The 16,490-nt window shown below is 48.8% G+C and carries 11 protein-coding genes and 1 pseudogene; 5 read left to right on the forward strand and 7 right to left on the reverse strand.

Going from position 1 to position 16,490, the window contains the following annotated elements:
* Positions 1–91 precede the first annotated feature (91 nt).
* From LGV68_RS04165 to tssD, 5 genes and pseudogenes are all read right to left on the reverse strand, one after another.
* The gene (locus LGV68_RS04165) at positions 92–874 is read right to left on the reverse strand and encodes a DUF2931 family protein (protein ID WP_062789254.1); all 783 of its coding nucleotides are present in this window, start codon (positions 872–874) and stop codon (positions 92–94) included.
* Positions 852–2,969 (reverse strand): DUF2235 domain-containing protein, encoded by a 2,118-nt coding sequence (locus tag LGV68_RS04170; RefSeq protein WP_020331123.1) that lies wholly within the window; start codon positions 2,967–2,969, stop codon positions 852–854. Before LGV68_RS04170 ends, LGV68_RS04165 begins: the two co-directional genes overlap by 23 nt.
* The gene (locus LGV68_RS04175; protein WP_252536314.1) at positions 2,966–3,760 is read right to left on the reverse strand and encodes a DUF4123 domain-containing protein; all 795 of its coding nucleotides are present in this window, start codon (positions 3,758–3,760) and stop codon (positions 2,966–2,968) included. Before LGV68_RS04175 ends, LGV68_RS04170 begins: the two co-directional genes overlap by 4 nt.
* Positions 3,757–5,808, reverse strand: coding sequence for a type VI secretion system tip protein VgrG (gene tssI / locus LGV68_RS04180; RefSeq protein ID WP_252536321.1), 2,052 nt, complete (start codon positions 5,806–5,808; stop codon positions 3,757–3,759). The genes LGV68_RS04175 and tssI overlap by 4 nt, the downstream gene beginning before the upstream one ends.
* Before the next feature lie 151 nt (positions 5,809–5,959).
* Positions 5,960–6,318, reverse strand: a pseudogene (gene tssD / locus LGV68_RS04185) (type VI secretion system tube protein TssD).
* Between the two features lie 334 nt (positions 6,319–6,652).
* On the opposite strand from tssD, the gene LGV68_RS04190 reads away from it, so the two are divergent.
* Positions 6,653–8,137 carry a carboxypeptidase M32 gene (locus tag LGV68_RS04190; RefSeq protein ID WP_222724181.1) on the forward strand — a complete coding sequence of 495 codons (1,485 nt, stop codon included), beginning with the start codon at positions 6,653–6,655 and terminating at the stop codon, positions 8,135–8,137.
* A 107-nt stretch (positions 8,138–8,244) separates the two neighbouring features.
* Here LGV68_RS04190 and LGV68_RS04195 read toward each other — a convergent pair whose 3' ends face one another.
* Entirely contained in the window at positions 8,245–8,721 is a 477-nt protein-coding gene (locus LGV68_RS04195; RefSeq protein WP_252536324.1) for an outer membrane beta-barrel protein, read from the reverse strand.
* A gap of 131 nt (positions 8,722–8,852) precedes the next feature.
* Positions 8,853–12,776, reverse strand: coding sequence for an ATP-dependent RNA helicase HrpA (hrpA, locus tag LGV68_RS04200; protein ID WP_061056545.1), 3,924 nt, complete (start codon positions 12,774–12,776; stop codon positions 8,853–8,855).
* Positions 12,777–12,960: 184 nt separating this feature from the next.
* On the opposite strand from hrpA, the gene LGV68_RS04205 reads away from it, so the two are divergent.
* The 4 genes from LGV68_RS04205 to LGV68_RS04220 all read left to right on the forward strand — a co-directional run bounded on the left by LGV68_RS04205 (position 12,961) and on the right by LGV68_RS04220 (position 16,484).
* Positions 12,961–13,548 (forward strand): FMN-dependent NADH-azoreductase, encoded by a 588-nt coding sequence (locus LGV68_RS04205; protein WP_020327408.1) that lies wholly within the window; start codon positions 12,961–12,963, stop codon positions 13,546–13,548.
* Between the two features lie 425 nt (positions 13,549–13,973).
* Positions 13,974–15,329 (forward strand): multiheme c-type cytochrome, encoded by a 1,356-nt coding sequence (locus LGV68_RS04210; protein ID WP_252536326.1) that lies wholly within the window; start codon positions 13,974–13,976, stop codon positions 15,327–15,329.
* Positions 15,330–15,382: 53 nt separating this feature from the next.
* Positions 15,383–15,955, forward strand: coding sequence for a NapC/NirT family cytochrome c (locus tag LGV68_RS04215; RefSeq protein ID WP_020432983.1), 573 nt, complete (start codon positions 15,383–15,385; stop codon positions 15,953–15,955).
* Between the two features lie 175 nt (positions 15,956–16,130).
* The gene (locus tag LGV68_RS04220; protein ID WP_252536327.1) at positions 16,131–16,484 is read left to right on the forward strand and encodes a hypothetical protein; all 354 of its coding nucleotides are present in this window, start codon (positions 16,131–16,133) and stop codon (positions 16,482–16,484) included.
* Positions 16,485–16,490: the final 6 nt, after the last annotated feature.

The following is a 16,490-nucleotide window of genomic DNA, read 5'->3' on the forward strand; positions in this document are numbered from 1 at the left end:
ACTTATACCGTAAAGTGTGATTTGTGTCTCTAACAGATTATCGTCAGATAAGAAAACGCCCAGCTGTGGGCTGGGCGTTTTCGGTAGCTTTTTATTGATGGCTAGCACTCAGAGCTTCATCTAAAGTCTTTACTTTTTCTAAAGTATAAACTTTGTTCACTTTGTCCCATGGAATCGGGTCAATAGAAACGCCTTCGATCTCTGCTCTTTCTTTAACCTCAGCCAATAAGGAACTATTTTTATAGTCATCAGCTCTCATCCCATTACTATCATGTTCAAGAACTCTGTCTGGTGGTAGCTCTTTAACATAAATCATTTCATCACATCCTTTGAGCCAAATTTTTGCATTTCCATTAGGCAGTAAGCCAAAAACTAATTCCTTACGAAAACAATCATGAATAACAAAGCCACTTTCAAGCGTATAACTAAGATTGATAGACATCAGCCGTTTAACTGACTCGTCAAGTTCATATTTTGTTACGTAAAATTTAGTATTTACCAAAGATGCCCAATAAATATAAATGTAGTCTGGTAAATGGGTTGTACCACCAATTTGGTCGCGTCGTACTATGCTTATTGAATGCAACGGTAGTCCGTATCCGTCATAGTCTGGTAGTTTTTCACGCGCATTACTTAATTCGCTTCTCGTCATAAACTGCGTAAAATTATGCAGCATTACAGTCCAATCTTCTTCTTCATTCACACCATAAGCCTGAGTGACATTTACTGGATAGAATGAAGGCATAACAACGCCAACTTGCCACTGTTTTCCAGGTACTGGCGAAGCATCCGAAGCACAAGCAATCAATAAAAGTGATAGTACAGATGTAATTATATTTTTATAATTCAAATTATTTCCCTTTTTCACATTCATAACTGGCCCGTTTGTAACAATTCTGTTTTTCATCCCAAAGAGGTGCCATACCAATATCGCCGCCCGATGAATGATGGTACAAGTTCATTTTCATGAATGCATCTTTAAGTTTTTTGTCACTCAGTTTTTTGGACAAAAAGTCATAATCTCCACATTTAGCAGATTCTAATATTTCGTCATTCAACATCCTGAAACTAATCACATCAATATCTTGTACTGTATATTGGTTCTCATTTCGTACTGAATCAGACCAAACCTTTCCATCCCTATCATTAAATGGAACACCATGAAATTCTGACAATCCGTACATTAAGCGAAGATAAAGCCTAGACAGATCACCTGAAACAAAGCGTTTGATATAAAGACGACCAATTACCGTTCCACTATCCTTGTCATTTCCTCTATTTATTACCTCAAATTCTGGTTCAGAATAGTCGCTCTCATTCCATCCGGTTAACAGATCTCTTTCCTTATATTCCATCAACTTAGAACTTATATATTTCTTAACTCTATCTTTCTCCCAGTCACCAGAAAAAGATCTGCTGATTTTCTTTACCAACTTATTCTCAAACATTGGGAGCAAAAAATCTCTTCGAATAAAACTTTGTCGCGAATGATAGCCACCACCAATATCTGAGTGTGCACCTGGCAACACAAATTCATAAAAGTGTTGTTCATCTCTCGAGTTGAGATGATTCAAACTAAAGTTGTCACGGCATTCAATAGTTGGGTCAGCGGTTAGGTGTACGACACGTCTTACGCGCTCAGGATCGAGCCAGAGTCGCACATCACCATTGTCAGTATGCGTTGAGAAATCAAACGACAAAAGATCAACAACAGAAGCAACAGTATCAAATAGCCCAGCAAAGCTGATTTCACAACTTGCCTTGCGCTCATCTTTTTCGTTCCAATCAAATCCAAACTTTAATGCTAACCCTGATTTATCACATGCTTTTGAAAAAGCAGGTGCAAACTCTCCATGTTTACCATCCAAAACGACATTTACGAAATGCCTAGCAGCAGCAGCCCCTCGGCTGAAACCAAAAACATCGAATTGTAACTTACTAATTCCATCTATATCAGGACCAGCTTGGCTACGAATGTCGGAAGCCACGTCTTCCATACTTTTTGAAAGTTGATCAATACCTGTGGAGACTTTAGCCGTTACACCATACTTGCCTGTTCCAAGTCCTTGCCCAATCAGAGATTCATCCGCTGGAGATATATTTGTGCTGTTGCCTGTTCCAATTCCTGTTACGTATTGCGCATGAGAAAACGTCCTGATTTCTTTAAAATATGTATTATATGCATACAAATCATATAACTTCTGAACATTAGTGAGCTCATTGGTGGCACTGCCTTCCACGGTTTCGATTTCCCCGTCATCGTTTTTAAACAATGAAATAAAGAAGTTATCTTTCTTAGGATACGCAAAACAGTCATCAGAAAGCAGTACTTCTGGTATAGCATTTTTGGGGTAACCGGTTTTTCTGGAAAGAATGTCGCAGTCTGCTTCGTATTTTGCCTTCCAAGTGGAATAGTATTTTTCCAGTTCCTGCTTACCCCATTTCGCACCATAGGTATTGTTGGCAGTGCCATCAAAGAACATGCCGACACGCAAAGTGATGAACTTGTACGCTCTGACCTGAAGAACATACGTTTTATCAACAACCAATTTGACTGCGTCACCTTGCCCTTTTTGGTGGTAAGGCGGCAGCGTTACTTTCTCGGGTAACAGCGTGAGATCGCCAGTGGTGATTTCTGCATATTTCACAGGGCCACCATTGTGACCGCTATAACCATCGGCAAAGTCTTTGGTCGGTTTATCCGTGTTATTTCTCGGATGAGTCTCTGCTTGAGCTTCGAGAATCCATGGCTCTGCGTCTAAAACCAGTTGTACCGGGCCGGGCGGTAGCTGCTCAATCAAAATGGGCGCATCACTCAGTTCGACAGGATGTTCAACTTGATTGGAGTCAACCACTACACCAGTCACCCCCGAGAATGGTTGATTATTTTCATCTCGAACAAGAATTTCAATCCAGTGAGTTAACTGTTGGCATGGTAAGCAATAAGCGTTGGTTCCTGTACTGCTCATACAAATTTCTCCTGAATATTCAATAACTGTTCTTGTTCTGGATTAGATAAGTGAAAAGCGAGGCCTACTTCCGCCATCGACACCGGAGTACGTTGAACCAGCATGTTCAACACTGCCAGTTCCCATTGTTCTGGGTTAAATCCTTGCGATTGAGCCTGAACCAATGTCTGTTTGATGGTCTCCACGGGTTGGTCAAGCGCTTCCATCGATTCGGGCAACACTTCCCAGAATCGCTTTTCTAAAATCACGGCATGAGTTTGAGTGGAGTACAATGGCTTAAGATGTGCCTCTTTCATTCGCCACCAAGGCGCAGGTTGCAATTCGAACGGCGTCACTCGGGTTGACGACCAGGTTTGCAATTGGTCTGTTTCGGTATGAAAAGCAATCAATTCCTTGATGTTGCCGAATAGCGCGTTGAGATCGCTCTCGTCCATTACCGTAAGCATTGGCAGTAACACTTTCGGATCGTAAAAGCGAAATACCACTTCTTCACCATCCAACCCTGCGGTCAACAAACTACGCAAATGGTCGGTCAGCTCCTGAAGATCGGCCGACGATGTGAAGAACAACCCCTGCTGCAACGTATCTTTAGAAACCTCAGCCAAGGATTCATCGACAGGCACCAACCAAGGTGACAATGGCATCGCATTGGCAAACATATCCCCATGAAAAATTGGGATGGAATGCTCAAACGCAAAACCGCCATTTTCGCTTACGGCCTGTTTAAAAGGGTCTGCTTTGGCAAGCCAAAAGACGGGCAAGCTTTGTGTGTCTAGCCACTCAGAAATCATGAATTACCCTCCGCGAGTGGACAAGGTTTCACTGCAGGCACATTGGCTTCCTCTGCCTGCAACAAAGCTTGGTAAGAAACCGTTTTCGGAGCATCCAGTGGCGGCGCATCGTCCAAATTGCCCGGTAGTGTGGCAGCTTGGCCACTGAAACCACTGCCACTGCCCGGGCTACCGCCCGAGTTCAGGTTCACGCCTGCACCAGATAGATGAACCCCTGCTGGGTCGACTTTCACAAAGCTGCCGCCCGCTTTCACAGTGATTTCGGAGCCAGCTTCAATGACGACCTTTTGGCCCGCTTTAATATGGACTTCAGTGCCCGATTCATTCACCCAAACACTGCCAGTTTTCACATGCAATGAGCCCTCAACCATTAGAGTTCGATTCCCGGTCACTGATTCACGGCTTTCTCCACCCACCGTCAGATGCTGATTGTTTTTGATTTGAGTAAAGCTGTCATTCTCCACCGTGAGGTGTTTGTCGTGCTTAATCACACGGGTGTGGTCGTTTTCAATCAGGCCGTCAAAGTCTTTCTGTGCGTGCAAGTAAATTTGCTCACTGCCCGCTTGGTCTTCAAAGCTGAGTTCGTTATAGCCCTGCCCCTGATGGGTTTCGGTGCGCAGCACGGTTTTAGTTTTGTTGTCTGGCAACGTATACGGCGCGGTGTTGGTGGCGTGATAGGTGCGGCCAGTGACTATCGGTTGGTCGGGGTCACCGTTGAGAAACGACACAATCACTTCATGGCCGATGCGCGGAATGGCAATCATGCCATATTGGCTGCCCGCCCAACCTTGCGAGACGCGCACCCAGCACGAGCTGTGCTCATCACCGTTGGAATAGCGATCCCATGGAAAATGCAGTTTTACGCGGCCGTGTTCATCACAGAAGATCTCTTCGCCTTCCGGACCAACGACCATCGCAATCATCGGTCCATCAACCTGAGGTTTAGCTTGCGGCGTGGCGCGCCAGGTGCGATGCGCCGGGATCAATGTGAATTGGTTCGCGTAGGTGGTCGCGCCATGACCGCCAGCTTCTTCCAGCGCCTGAGGCTGCGTGCCTTGGCTGGTGACACTCACCACCAACCAGTCTCGGTTTAAGGTGTCATCAAGGTGCTCTTGCAGGTCAAACTTCACCCCCGGACGCAGCAGTGGTTGGTTGCTTTTCCCCGTCGCGGTGTGCGCGTTGCGGCGCAAATAATCAAGGCGGATCTGGCTGAACGCTTTACCACTGACATCGTCTTTATACCGCCCCGGCGCATCGAAATGTTCGTAATTTGGCTGCTGGTACGCCATTTCGGTCCCGACCGCTTGCTGGGCAAACGAGTACGCCGGCTTTTTGAAGCTGTAATCCTGCAGCGCCGTTTGGCTGACATCCGATTGGGTGTGCACGCTCAGCGCCGAGATGTACGGTGATTCAATCATGCCGCCCGCCAGCGTGTTGTACGGGATTGGCTCACCGAGTTTCGGTAGGCTTTCTGAGGCGTCGCTGAATATCAGCGTGTGTTTGCCCTCTTCATGAATGAAGCTGTACACCAGCCCTTCTTCGGCCGCCAGGCGATGGAGAAAATCTAAGTCGGTTTCGCGGTACTGAACGCAGAATTCACGCTGCGCGCAGTCGCGAGTCAGCGCAAAGGCGTAGTCGTTGATGCCCATTTCCTGCAACAGAATGGAGAGGATTTCCGGCACGGTGTTGAGTTGGAAGATGCGGCTGTTGTGGCGTAGAGACAAACGCTCTAAAGCCGGCACCAACGTGAGTGAATAGAAGGTGTGGTGATGGCCGGTATCGCCCTGCGTAAAGCAGCGCACAATGCCGTTTACACGTTGAACCAGCACATCATTGCGATAGAGCGTCAGCTCCGCGACTTTATCCACCACCATCTCCGGCGTTAAATTGGCAAGCCGACTGGCCAGTTCCAGTTGATAACGAAAACCGTGGCATACCTGCCCATTTATACGTTCGCTGGAAAGCGTTTCCTGCCCGTCGAACCCACGCACCACCAGCGTGTCGTCCTCCAGACCTTCCACATGAAACTGATACTTTAACGTCGCCATCCTGCCATTCCTTCATACTCAGTAAAAATGGTGAAACCTTAAGCGCAAAACACCCGAAACCAAGCGGGTGCCAGGGTGCGGGTTGGATGCTTTGTGCTTAAGGTTCACAAGGTTGCCCGCCTTGAGACGGGCAACGCAGCTCGAGCGTAACTTACGCTTCGATTGGTTTACGCCAATCGTCTGAGCCTGAAGTACCCGCGTTCACGTGATCCCACGTGATTTTGCGGTAAGAGTCGTCATTTTCTCGCCTGATGCCAGTGCGTTGTACAGCAGAGGAACAGCTTTGTTCAGAGACACGGTGAATTTGAATGGTTTGTGCACACGCTGACCTGAAGGCTGACCTGATTGTGGGTCAGTTGGTACGGTGACGATGTGGTCGAACTGCTGAACCAGCATCTCGTCTTCGTGACCTTCAACGAATGAATCGCCGATAGAATCCGCAGTACAAGCGCCTGCAGTGATTAGACCCTGAGTTTGACCTTCGATAGAGATATAACATGGAGTTGGCATTGCTCATTCCTTTCTAACTGGTTGTTTATCAGGCAACGTGTTAAGACAACCTTTGCCATTCGATAAAACGTTCGTGATGTAAGTGCGCTGGGCGCGAATTCAGTGAGTAAGGGAGCAAAGTCGATGCCACTTTGGCATTCTTTTAAAATCAATTAGTTATATTTAAAACCTTGCCATTAGAGCAACAAGCTGCCTTTGAGCAAGCAAGATCTTGCTTGTCGGGCAAGGTTCACGTCGCTGGTTCAAGTAACGAAAACACCGACTCAGGCCACTTGTTAATCTGTAGCACGTTGGTACACTTCTCTCTCATTTTTCGTCAAGGAAGGCTATTCTCATGAGCGCATTCGATAAATTAGTTAAACACTCTAAAAAGGTTTCCCACTTCAATCATTTGTCTGCCATCTGCGGCTGGGATCAAGCAGCGGTGATGCCAACGGGCGGCGCTCAGGCACGTTCAGAAGCGATGGCTGAGCTCTCTGTTCATATTCATGGTTTGATGACACAGCCGCAACTCAGTGGCTGGTTTGCCGAAGCAGAAGCGGAAAGTCTCAATAGCGAACAAACCGCCGCCCTGCGTGAAATGAAACGCCATTGGCAACAAGCCAATGTATTACCTGAATCGTTGGTCGAAGCCAAATCGTTGGCTGGCTCGAAGTGTGAGCATGCCTGGCGATCTCAACGCAAAGCAAACGACTGGGTCGGTTTTGAAAAGAACTGGGCCGAAGTAGTTAAATTATCTCAAGAAGAAGCACAAATCCGCGCGGAAGCGACTGGCACCACACCTTATGATGCGATGCTGGAACTCTATGAACCCGGCACGACGACTGAATCTCTCAACCGCGTATTCAGCGATGTAAAAAGCTGGCTCCCAGAGATGATTGATCAAGCGATTGAGAAACAGCGTTCTGAATCGGTGTTAGAGCCTAAAGGTTACTACCCAGCACAGAATCAGAAAGCGCTCGGCCTTGATGTCATGAAGCTGCTTCAATTCGATTTCAACCATGGTCGTTTAGATGAAAGTGTCCACCCATTCTGTGGTGGCGTGCCAAGCGATGTACGTATTACCACTCGCTACAACGAAACTGAATTTGTACAGTCACTGATGGGTATCGTGCATGAAACGGGTCACGCTCGTTACGAGCAAGGATTGCCAAAACATCTGGCAGGAACTCCGGCAGGTGAAGCGCGTTCGATGGGTATCCATGAATCACAATCCCTGTTCTTTGAAATGCAGTTGGGTCGCAGCCCGGCGTTTATCGATCACTTGGCGCGTCTTGCTGCTGATCACTTTGGCGCTCACAATGACAAAGTGTTTCAAATCGACAACATTCAAAAGCTGTATACACGAGTGAAGAAAGACTTTATTCGTGTCGATGCCGATGAACTAACCTACCCTGCACACGTTATTCTGCGTTATGAAATTGAGCGCGATCTGATGAACGGCGTGATCAAGCATACCGATGTGCCTGAACTGTGGGACGAGAAAATGCGCGCGTCTTTAGGCCTCAGCACCAAAGGCAACTATCAGAACGGATGTATGCAGGACATTCATTGGACAGACGGCAGCTTCGGCTACTTCCCAAGCTACACCTTGGGTGCGATGTACGCCGCTCAGTTTATGGCAACCATGAAGCAGAGTGTTGATGTGGACGCGGCAATTCGCAGCGGCGACCTGTCTCCTATCTTCGCTTGGCTACAAAGCAACATTTGGAGCAAAGGCAGTCTGTTAACAACAGACGAGCTCGTTAAACAAGCGACAGGTGAGACGCTCAACGCCAAGCATTTCAAAGCTCACCTCGTACAACGTTACATTGCTTAAATCTGTCTTAGGCCACAACGATCACCACCTTCACAGAAGGTGTTTAGGGATAGAAAATAAAAAACCAGCCAAAAGGCTGGTTTTTTTCATTGAGTTTTAGCGTCGACTTATAGGAAGTGGAACGTTGCGTTCAGGCTGAACGTATCGATGCTGTCTTTATCCAGCTCGTACTTGTGGTAGCTTGCGCCAACAGAGAATGGGCCCATGATGAAGTATTCAGCGCCAACACCGTACATGATATCGATGTCGTCATCTTTGTTACCGTTTACTTCCGTTTTCCATGAGTGCAGACCACCACGTGCATAGACGTGCAGAGGACCAAAGTCGATGCTTGGCTTCAGTGCAAAGTAAACGGTTGATGCAGAGATGTCTGAACCGTTGTCTTTGAAGTCACCAAAATCGGTATAACCTGCTTCAACACCGATGAATGGCAGAATGCCAGTACCAGCGTGAATGGTGTAAGAAGTGCTAGTGTCGCCTTGGTAATCCGCCTGACCAACAGACGCACCACCGTAAATCCAAGAGTCAGCCAGCGCTGTTGAAGATACACCGATCAGAGCCAGTGCCAGTAAAGTCTTTTTCATGATTAACCTTCTCATCGTTATGAGGCAATGCTCCCTGCGGCTATTCATTGCCATGTTGCGCCAAATTATAGTGATATTGATAAGCTATGCAAATACTGTACCCGGGTTAGCGTCAGAAACCCGGGCCAGGGTTAACAGGCATCGATGGCGTTTTTCACACGCTTATCGGATACCGGATACGGCGTACCCAGCTGCTGAGCAAAGAAGCTCACGCGCAGCTCTTCCAACATCCAGCGGATCTCCTTCACGTTCTCCGGCACGACCATGCCTTTCGGGATCTTGTTCAGCAGTTCCTGATAGTCTTTCGCCACCGACTCGATCTTCAACATGTGCAAACGGTCTTTGTTCGGGTCAATCGGCAGTTTTTCCATGCGGCGTTCTATGGCCTTCATGTAACGCAGAATGTCCGGCAGACGTTTCCAGCCACACTCTGTCGCGAATCCTTTGAAGATAAGCCCTTCAATTTGCGCTTTGATGTCAGAGAGCGCAAACGCCATGGTGAAATCGATTTTCCCTTTCAGGCGTTTGTTGATGTTATAAGCGGTGGTCAGAATGGTTTCCACTTGCTTGGCGATATCCACCACAGTGTCGCCCAGTTCTGCGCGCACAAACTCTTTCAACGCTTCAAACGCTTCCGGTTGCCACGCCATACCACCATGCTGCTCGATCAGTTTGTCGATGCCACACGCAATGCAGTCATCAATCAGATCCATCACTTTGCCATACGGGTTGAAGTACAGACCCAGTTTGGACTTGTTCGGCAAGTTACTGTGCAGATATTTAATAGGCGACGGCACGTTGAGCAGAATTAAGCGGCGCTGGCCTTCACGCATGGCATTATTCTGCTCCTGCTCGGTTTCGAACAGTTTGATTTCTACACTGTCTTTGTTGTCCACCAGCGCAGGGAACGCTTTGACTTCAAAGCCACCACGTTTTTGCTGATAGACGCGTGGCAGTTCGCCAAACGACCAGGTGTGCAGGTTTTTCTGCTCGATATCATCGTCAGCGACCTGCGAAAGTGTTTCCTGAACTTTCTCTTTCAGACCTTCTTTCAGTTCGTGCAGATCTTTATTTTCATTCAGCTTGCGATTGCGATGATCAACGGCGCGGAACGTGACTTTCAGATGGTCAGGCACTTGTTCCCATTTCCAGTCGTCGCGCAATACTTCCACTCCTGTCATCCGGCGCAGCTCTTTTTCGAGCGCATCCAATAGCGGCGCTTCCATTGGCTTAACACGTGCGAGGAAGGCATCGGCGTAGTTTGGCGCCGGCACAAAGTTTTTGCGCAGCGTTTTTGGCAGCGACTTAATCAGGCTCACCACCAATTCATGACGCAGGCCCGGGATCTGCCAGTCAAAGCCTTGCGGTTCAATCTGGTTCAGGATTGGCAGCGGAATATGAACGGTGACACCGTCACTGTCATCGCCCGGCTCAAACTGGTAGCTCAGCTTGAGTTTAATGCCGTTCTGATGCCAGAAGTTGGGGTAATCCAGATCCGTGATGTGGCTGGCGTCGCCCTTAAACAGCATCTCTTTTTCAAAGTTAAGTAGCTCTGGATTTGCTTTACTTGCCCCTTTCCACCAACTGTCAAAATGACGGCCTGAAACCACGTCCGTCCCGACACGTTGATCGTAAAACTGGAACAGCTCTTCATCGTCGACCAGAATATCGCGGCGGCGAGATTTATGTTCAAGCTCTTCCACTTCCTGCAGCAATGCACGGTTTTGTTTGAAGAAAGCGTGTTTGGTTTCCCATTCGCCTTCCACCAGAGCGCTGCGGATAAAGATTTCACGGCTGAGCGGCGCATCGATATTGCCATAGTTCACCAGACGTTTCGGAACAATCGGCACTCCGTACAGCATCACTTTTTCATACGCCATGACTGCCGCACGTTTTTTCGACCAATGCGGTTCGCTGTAGCTACGTTTGATCAGGTGCTTAGCCAGCGGTTCAATCCATTCCGGTTGAATCTTCGCAACCATACGCGCCCACAGCTTAGAGGTTTCAACCAGTTCAGCCGCCATGACCCACTTCGGCTGTTTCTTGAACAGACCCGATGCAGGGAAAATATTAAAGCGCGCGTTGCGAGCACCGTGATACTCGTTTTTCTCTTGATCTTTCGCACCGATGTGCGACAGCAGGCCAACCAGAATCGCGCTGTGCACGCCTTCGTAGCTACCCGGTTCATCGTTCAGTTTGTATTCCATTTCGCGCATCGACTGATGCAATTGGAAATACACATCCTGCCATTCGCGAACACGAAGATAGTTTAGGTAATCCTGCTTACACTGGCGGCGGAAATGGTTGCTGCTCAATGCCTTTTGCTGCTGCTTGAGGTAGTCCCACAAATTCACCAGCGTAAGGAAATCCGACTCTTCGTGGTGGAAGCGGCGATGTTTGTCATCCGCAGATTGCTGTTTGTCGCTCGGGCGCTCACGCGGATCCTGAATCGACAAACCCGAAGCAATCACCATCACTTCTTTCAGACAGCCAAAACGCGGCGCTTCGAGAACCATGCGCGCTAAACGCGGGTCAATTGGCAGGCGAGCCAGTTTGCGGCCGACTTCAGTCAGACGTTTCTTCGGATCGTTGGCATCAGCATTGATGGCGCCCAGCTCTTCAAGCAGGCGCACGCCATCCTGAATGTTGCGCTTATCCGGCGCTTCCACAAACGGGAATGCTTCAATGTCGCCCAGTCCCAGCGCAGTCATTTGCAGGATAACTGACGCTAAGTTGGTCCGCAGAATCTCAGGATCGGTAAACTCCGGACGAGAAACAAAATCGTCCTCGGAATAAAGGCGGATACAGATGCCTTCTTCCACACGACCACAGCGACCTTTACGCTGGTTGGCACTTGCTTGTGAAATCGGTTCGATCGGCAAACGCTGCACCTTGGTGCGGTAGCTGTAGCGGCTGATACGCGCCGTACCCGGGTCAATCACGTATTTAATGCCCGGTACGGTCAGCGACGTTTCTGCTACGTTGGTGGCCAGAACAATGCGTCGGCCCGAGTGAGGCTGGAAGATCTTATTCTGCTCACCCGCCGACAAACGGGCGTACAGTGGCACAATTTCCGTGTCACGCAGTTTTCGTTTGGCCAGCGCGTCCGCGGTATCACGGATTTCACGCTCACCGTTCATGAAGATCAGAATATCGCCCAGACCTTCATCGCACAGTTCATCAACCGCTTCGAAAATGCCTTCCAGCTGGTCGCGATCACTTTCATCTTCGCCTGCAAGCGGACGATAGCGCGTCTCCACCGGGTAAGTACGACCGGATACTTCAATGATCGGGGCGCCATTGAAATGGTTAGAAAAGCGCTCTGGATCAATGGTTGCAGAGGTAATGATGATTTTCAGATCCGGACGACGCGGCAGCAGCTCTTTCAGGTAACCCAGAATGAAGTCGATGTTAAGGCTGCGCTCGTGCGCTTCATCGATAATGATGGTGTCGTACTGATTAAGAAAACGGTCATGCTGAATCTCCGCCAGCAGAATACCGTCGGTCATCAGTTTGATTTGAGTCTGGTCAGAAATCTGGTCGTTAAAACGTACCTTATAGCCGACAAAGCCACCCAGCTCAGTTTCCATCTCTTCCGCAATGCGGTTGGCCACCGAGCGGGCTGCCAGACGACGAGGCTGAGTATGACCAATCAGACCAAATTTTCCGCGCCCAAGCTCGGCACAGATTTTCGGTAGCTGCGTGGTTTTACCTGAGCCAGTTTCACCTGCGACAATCACCACCTGATGCTCTTCAATCGCCTTAGCAATGTCGTCACGTTTTTGGCTGACTGGCAGCAGTTCCGGGTATTCGATTTTGATTTTTTGAGCCATACGCTGCTCAACAGTCATCATCGACTGCGCAATCTCGAGCGCGATTTCGTCAAACACAGCGTGGCGCGCTTGTTCATTTTTGATTTTGCTTGCGCCAGTGATTCGCTTGTTAAAACGAAAGCGGTCTTTAATCAGGCACTGTTTCAATGCCTTTTTCAGCGATTCCGCGCTGTTCGCTTTCGCAACCGCTGACTTTTCTGTGTTGGGCTGTGACTGAGTCAAAGCGTTTCCTATTCTTTTCATTCAACAAAACTGCGCGGATTGTATCACAGTCTTTGGGCCGCGTAGGAACTTGCGCTTAATCAAATTTTTTGAATGAGTCCAGCAAATCTTCCTACTTATCTTGTGGGCGGGGTCTCACTAAGATGACACCATCAACGTGATAACCACAGTTAAGGAACAAAACATGTCTCGTGTACTCGCTCTTAAATCAAGCATCCTGGGTGACTATTCTCAATCAAGCAAACTGCTTGATGCTTATCTGACCAAGTTCAACCAAGACGAACTGAACGTGCGTGACCTGGCTGCTGAGCCACTGCCAGTACTGGACTTCTCTGTTGCCACTGCACTGCGCGCAACGGAAGATCTGTCTGAAGAGCAGCAAAAAGTCGTTGCTCTGTCTGACGAACTGATCGCTGAAGTGAAAGCAGCAGATACTCTGGTTATCGCAGCGCCAATGTACAACTTCACGATTCCAACTCAGCTGAAAAACTGGTTCGATTTGATTGCTCGTGCCGGCGTAACGTTCAAATACACTGAAGCAGGCGTACAAGGCCTGATTGAAGGTAAGAAAGCGGTTGTGATCACCACTCGCGGTGGCATTCACAAAGATTCAGCAACAGATAACGTGACGCCTTACCTGAAAACCATTCTGGGTTTCGTTGGTATCACTGAAGTTGAGTTCGTGTACGCAGAAGCGCTGAACATGGGCGAAGAGCCTGCAGCGAAAGGCATCGAGTCTGCGAAATCTCAACTAGAAGCGATCGCTCTGTAATTCTCAAGGGTGCGATGCATCCTTTTGATTGAGAGAAACTGAAGGAATCGTTTCTCTTACTATCTCTAAATAAAAGTCCTAAGCCAAAGCAGCTCCTTGAAAGAGCTGCTTTTTTTGCTTCCTCACAATAACTCCCCCGCCACGCTGACTACCACTTAAGTAGTAATTTACGGATATAGGCGACATTTTAACCACAAATTTTTTGTGGAAACTACATGCATATATACACTTAACTTCGGAAGTAGAGCAGTCGTCATACACAACAATTATGCAGCAATGTCCTGCATTCCTAACAGTGAACGAGGTTCATTATGGAAAACGAACGGTTGACTAGACGGCCAACTGCGTGGCTCCTTTGCGCGTTAATGGCTTTGTTTACCCTTACTCTGTCCCTCCCCCTTTCTGCACAACCCAAAGCCTTGGTGATGAAACCTTTTGAGCAGCTCAGTGAAGAGAGCAAGGCCTGCGCCGCCTGTCATAAGGATGAAAACCCGTCAATTTACGCCCAGTGGGGGCGCTCCAAACATTACGGCGCCAACGTGGGGTGCTATGAGTGTCACCAGGCATCACCGGACGATCCGGATGCGATCAAACACGAAGGCTACAACATCGCGGTGATTGTTTCGCCCAAAGATTGTGGCAACTGTCATACTCAGGAAGTACAGGAATTCTCTGCCAGTCACCACGCCAAAGCCGGGCAAATCATTGGCTCATTGGATAACTTCCTCGCGGAGGTGGTGGAAGGTGCCAACGTGCTGAACGGCGCCTCTCCGGCTGCGGTCAACGGCTGTTGGCAGTGCCATGGCTCAGAAGTAAAAGTGCTGGAGAACGGTGATCTGGATCCTGCAACCTGGCCAAATACCGGGATCGGCCGAATCAATCCGGACGGCTCTGTCGGTGCTTGTTCTGCATGTCACCAACGCCACGAGTTTGAAATGGTTCAGGCGCGCCGTCCTGAAGCGTGCGGCAAGTGTCACTTGGGGCCGGATCACCCCCAAAAAGAAATTTACGAAGAGTCCAAACACGGCATCAACTTCTTTGCGCATGTGGATCGCATGAATCTCGATTCTTCCAAATGGATTGTCGGTGAAGACTACGATTCCGCTCCAACCTGCGCCACTTGTCATATGTCAGCCACCCGCGAATTGCCCGTCACACACGATGTCGGCAACCGTATTTCCTGGACCCTGCGCCCTGCCGTCTCGGAAAAAATCGATGCCAAAGACAAAGCGTTGGGTAAAGAGACCAAGTCCTGGCAAGATCGCCGCGCCGATATGCAGAACGTGTGTGAATCGTGCCATACCAAATCGATGGTGGATAACTTTTATCAGCAGTTTGACTCTCTGGTGAATCTGTACAACGACAAGTTTGCCAAACCCGGCAAAGCCTTGATGGATACATTGATGAAGGAAGGCATGCTGACCGAAACTGGTTTTGACGAAGAGATCGAATGGACCTGGTTCTATCTGTGGCACCACGAAGGACGTCGCGCTCGTCACGGCGCCGCAATGCAGGCACCGGACTATGTGCAGTGGCACGGCCTGTTTGAAGTCGCGGAACGGTTCTACAGTCAGATGGTTCCTCAGTATCTCGAGGTGGTTGAAAAAGCGGAACACAAAGGCAATGTGGAAGGTGCGAAACGAGCACGCATCGTACTGGACGATATTCTGTCGCGTCCTGAACACGCTTGGTTCACGGGCAACGAACCCGAAGAAGTGAAACGTGCGCGCAAAGCAGCTCAGGACGCCTTTAAAGCGCGTTACCTCGACGAAAGCAAATAACTCAGCGCCGACGGTTCGGGCACAAGCCGTGCCCGAACCTCTCTGGAGGAATTATGGGAGAGACATTCCCCGCTAAAACGTCGAGGCTTAAACGGCTTTGGCAATGGCTGAAAAAGCCATTATTGCTTGGCATTCCGATTGGTGTGTTCGTGTTATTGGCGGGTGCCGCCAGCTTTCAGGGCGTGATGGTGGCATCGAATCAGAACGCGTTCTGCTTTAGTTGTCACCTGAGCATGGACACTATCGTGCAGGAGTATCAAGCCTCGCCGCACTACGTGGATGAAAACACTATTCACGCCACTTGCGCTGACTGCCACGTGCCGCACGAGTTTATCGACAAAATGAAAGTGAAAATTGTCGCCACTGCCGATATCTACCACATGTTGGTCGGAACCATTACCAAGGAAAACTTCGAGCAACACCGGCCACGGCTGGCACAAATGGTGTGGGACGATATGGTCGCCAACGATTCGGCCAATTGCCGTCATTGTCATGTCGGCGATAACTTTGATCTGAGCAAACAACCGCAACGCGCTCGGCTCAATCACGAGCAAATGACCAAGCGCGGCGAAACCTGCATCGATTGCCATACTGGCATCGCGCACAAACGTATCACCATTGAATAATTGTCTGGATTACAAAGCTTCTCTATCAAGCCACCTGAACGGTGGCTTTTCTTTGCGACAACACGCGATGTTGGCTCGATCACTCATTTATTGAGCAATCAACAAAAATAACCTTTAGTTTTCAATCGAATTGGCCGCTAAAATACAGACATACTCCGATTTGACTGATTGAACTGTGAAAGCATCCGAACTCAAAGCACTTTTAAATTCTCTGCCCGATGATTGCGACCCTGATGTTGTGATGGGCGAAGTGTGGCTTCCCGAACAACTGGTCAATGTCCTGTTGGACGATAAGCTGCTGTTTCTCGAGTTCGATAACGCACCTGAAGAGGGCGAAGGCGAAGAGGAAGGTCGCGGTTTTGTCGAACACGAAGTGGAGCTTATTCGTGAACAAATAATGCACATTTTACAAGACGATTGCGCAACCCGAGCCAAAGCTGAGGCATTATTAGCGCTGATGTTAGTTGCCCATGAGCGAACCAGTTCAGAATTCATCGAAATGCTGGGCTCTATGGAAGAGGAAAACTAGGAGCCA

This window comes from Vibrio sp. LQ2, from assembly GCF_023920125.1.
Lineage (GTDB): Bacteria > Pseudomonadota > Gammaproteobacteria > Enterobacterales > Vibrionaceae > Vibrio > Vibrio fluvialis.

What these genes read in the sequence shown, in the direction of transcription:
- LGV68_RS04210 (WP_252536326.1), top strand. Translation starts at nt 13,974, where the DNA reads ATGAAACCTTTTGAGCAGCTCAGTGAAGAGAGCAAGGCCTGCGCCGCC.
- LGV68_RS04190 (WP_222724181.1), top strand. Translation starts at nt 6,653, where the DNA reads ATGAGCGCATTCGATAAATTAGTTAAACACTCTAAAAAGGTTTCCCAC.
- tssI (WP_252536321.1), bottom strand. Translation starts at nt 5,808, where the DNA reads ATGGCGACGTTAAAGTATCAGTTTCATGTGGAAGGTCTGGAGGACGAC.
- LGV68_RS04165 (WP_062789254.1), bottom strand. Translation starts at nt 874, where the DNA reads ATGAATGTGAAAAAGGGAAATAATTTGAATTATAAAAATATAATTACA.
- LGV68_RS04170 (WP_020331123.1), bottom strand. Translation starts at nt 2,969, where the DNA reads ATGAGCAGTACAGGAACCAACGCTTATTGCTTACCATGCCAACAGTTA.
- LGV68_RS04205 (WP_020327408.1), top strand. Translation starts at nt 12,961, where the DNA reads ATGTCTCGTGTACTCGCTCTTAAATCAAGCATCCTGGGTGACTATTCT.
- LGV68_RS04175 (WP_252536314.1), bottom strand. Translation starts at nt 3,760, where the DNA reads ATGATTTCTGAGTGGCTAGACACACAAAGCTTGCCCGTCTTTTGGCTT.
- LGV68_RS04215 (WP_020432983.1), top strand. Translation starts at nt 15,383, where the DNA reads ATGGGAGAGACATTCCCCGCTAAAACGTCGAGGCTTAAACGGCTTTGG.
- LGV68_RS04195 (WP_252536324.1), bottom strand. Translation starts at nt 8,721, where the DNA reads ATGAAAAAGACTTTACTGGCACTGGCTCTGATCGGTGTATCTTCAACA.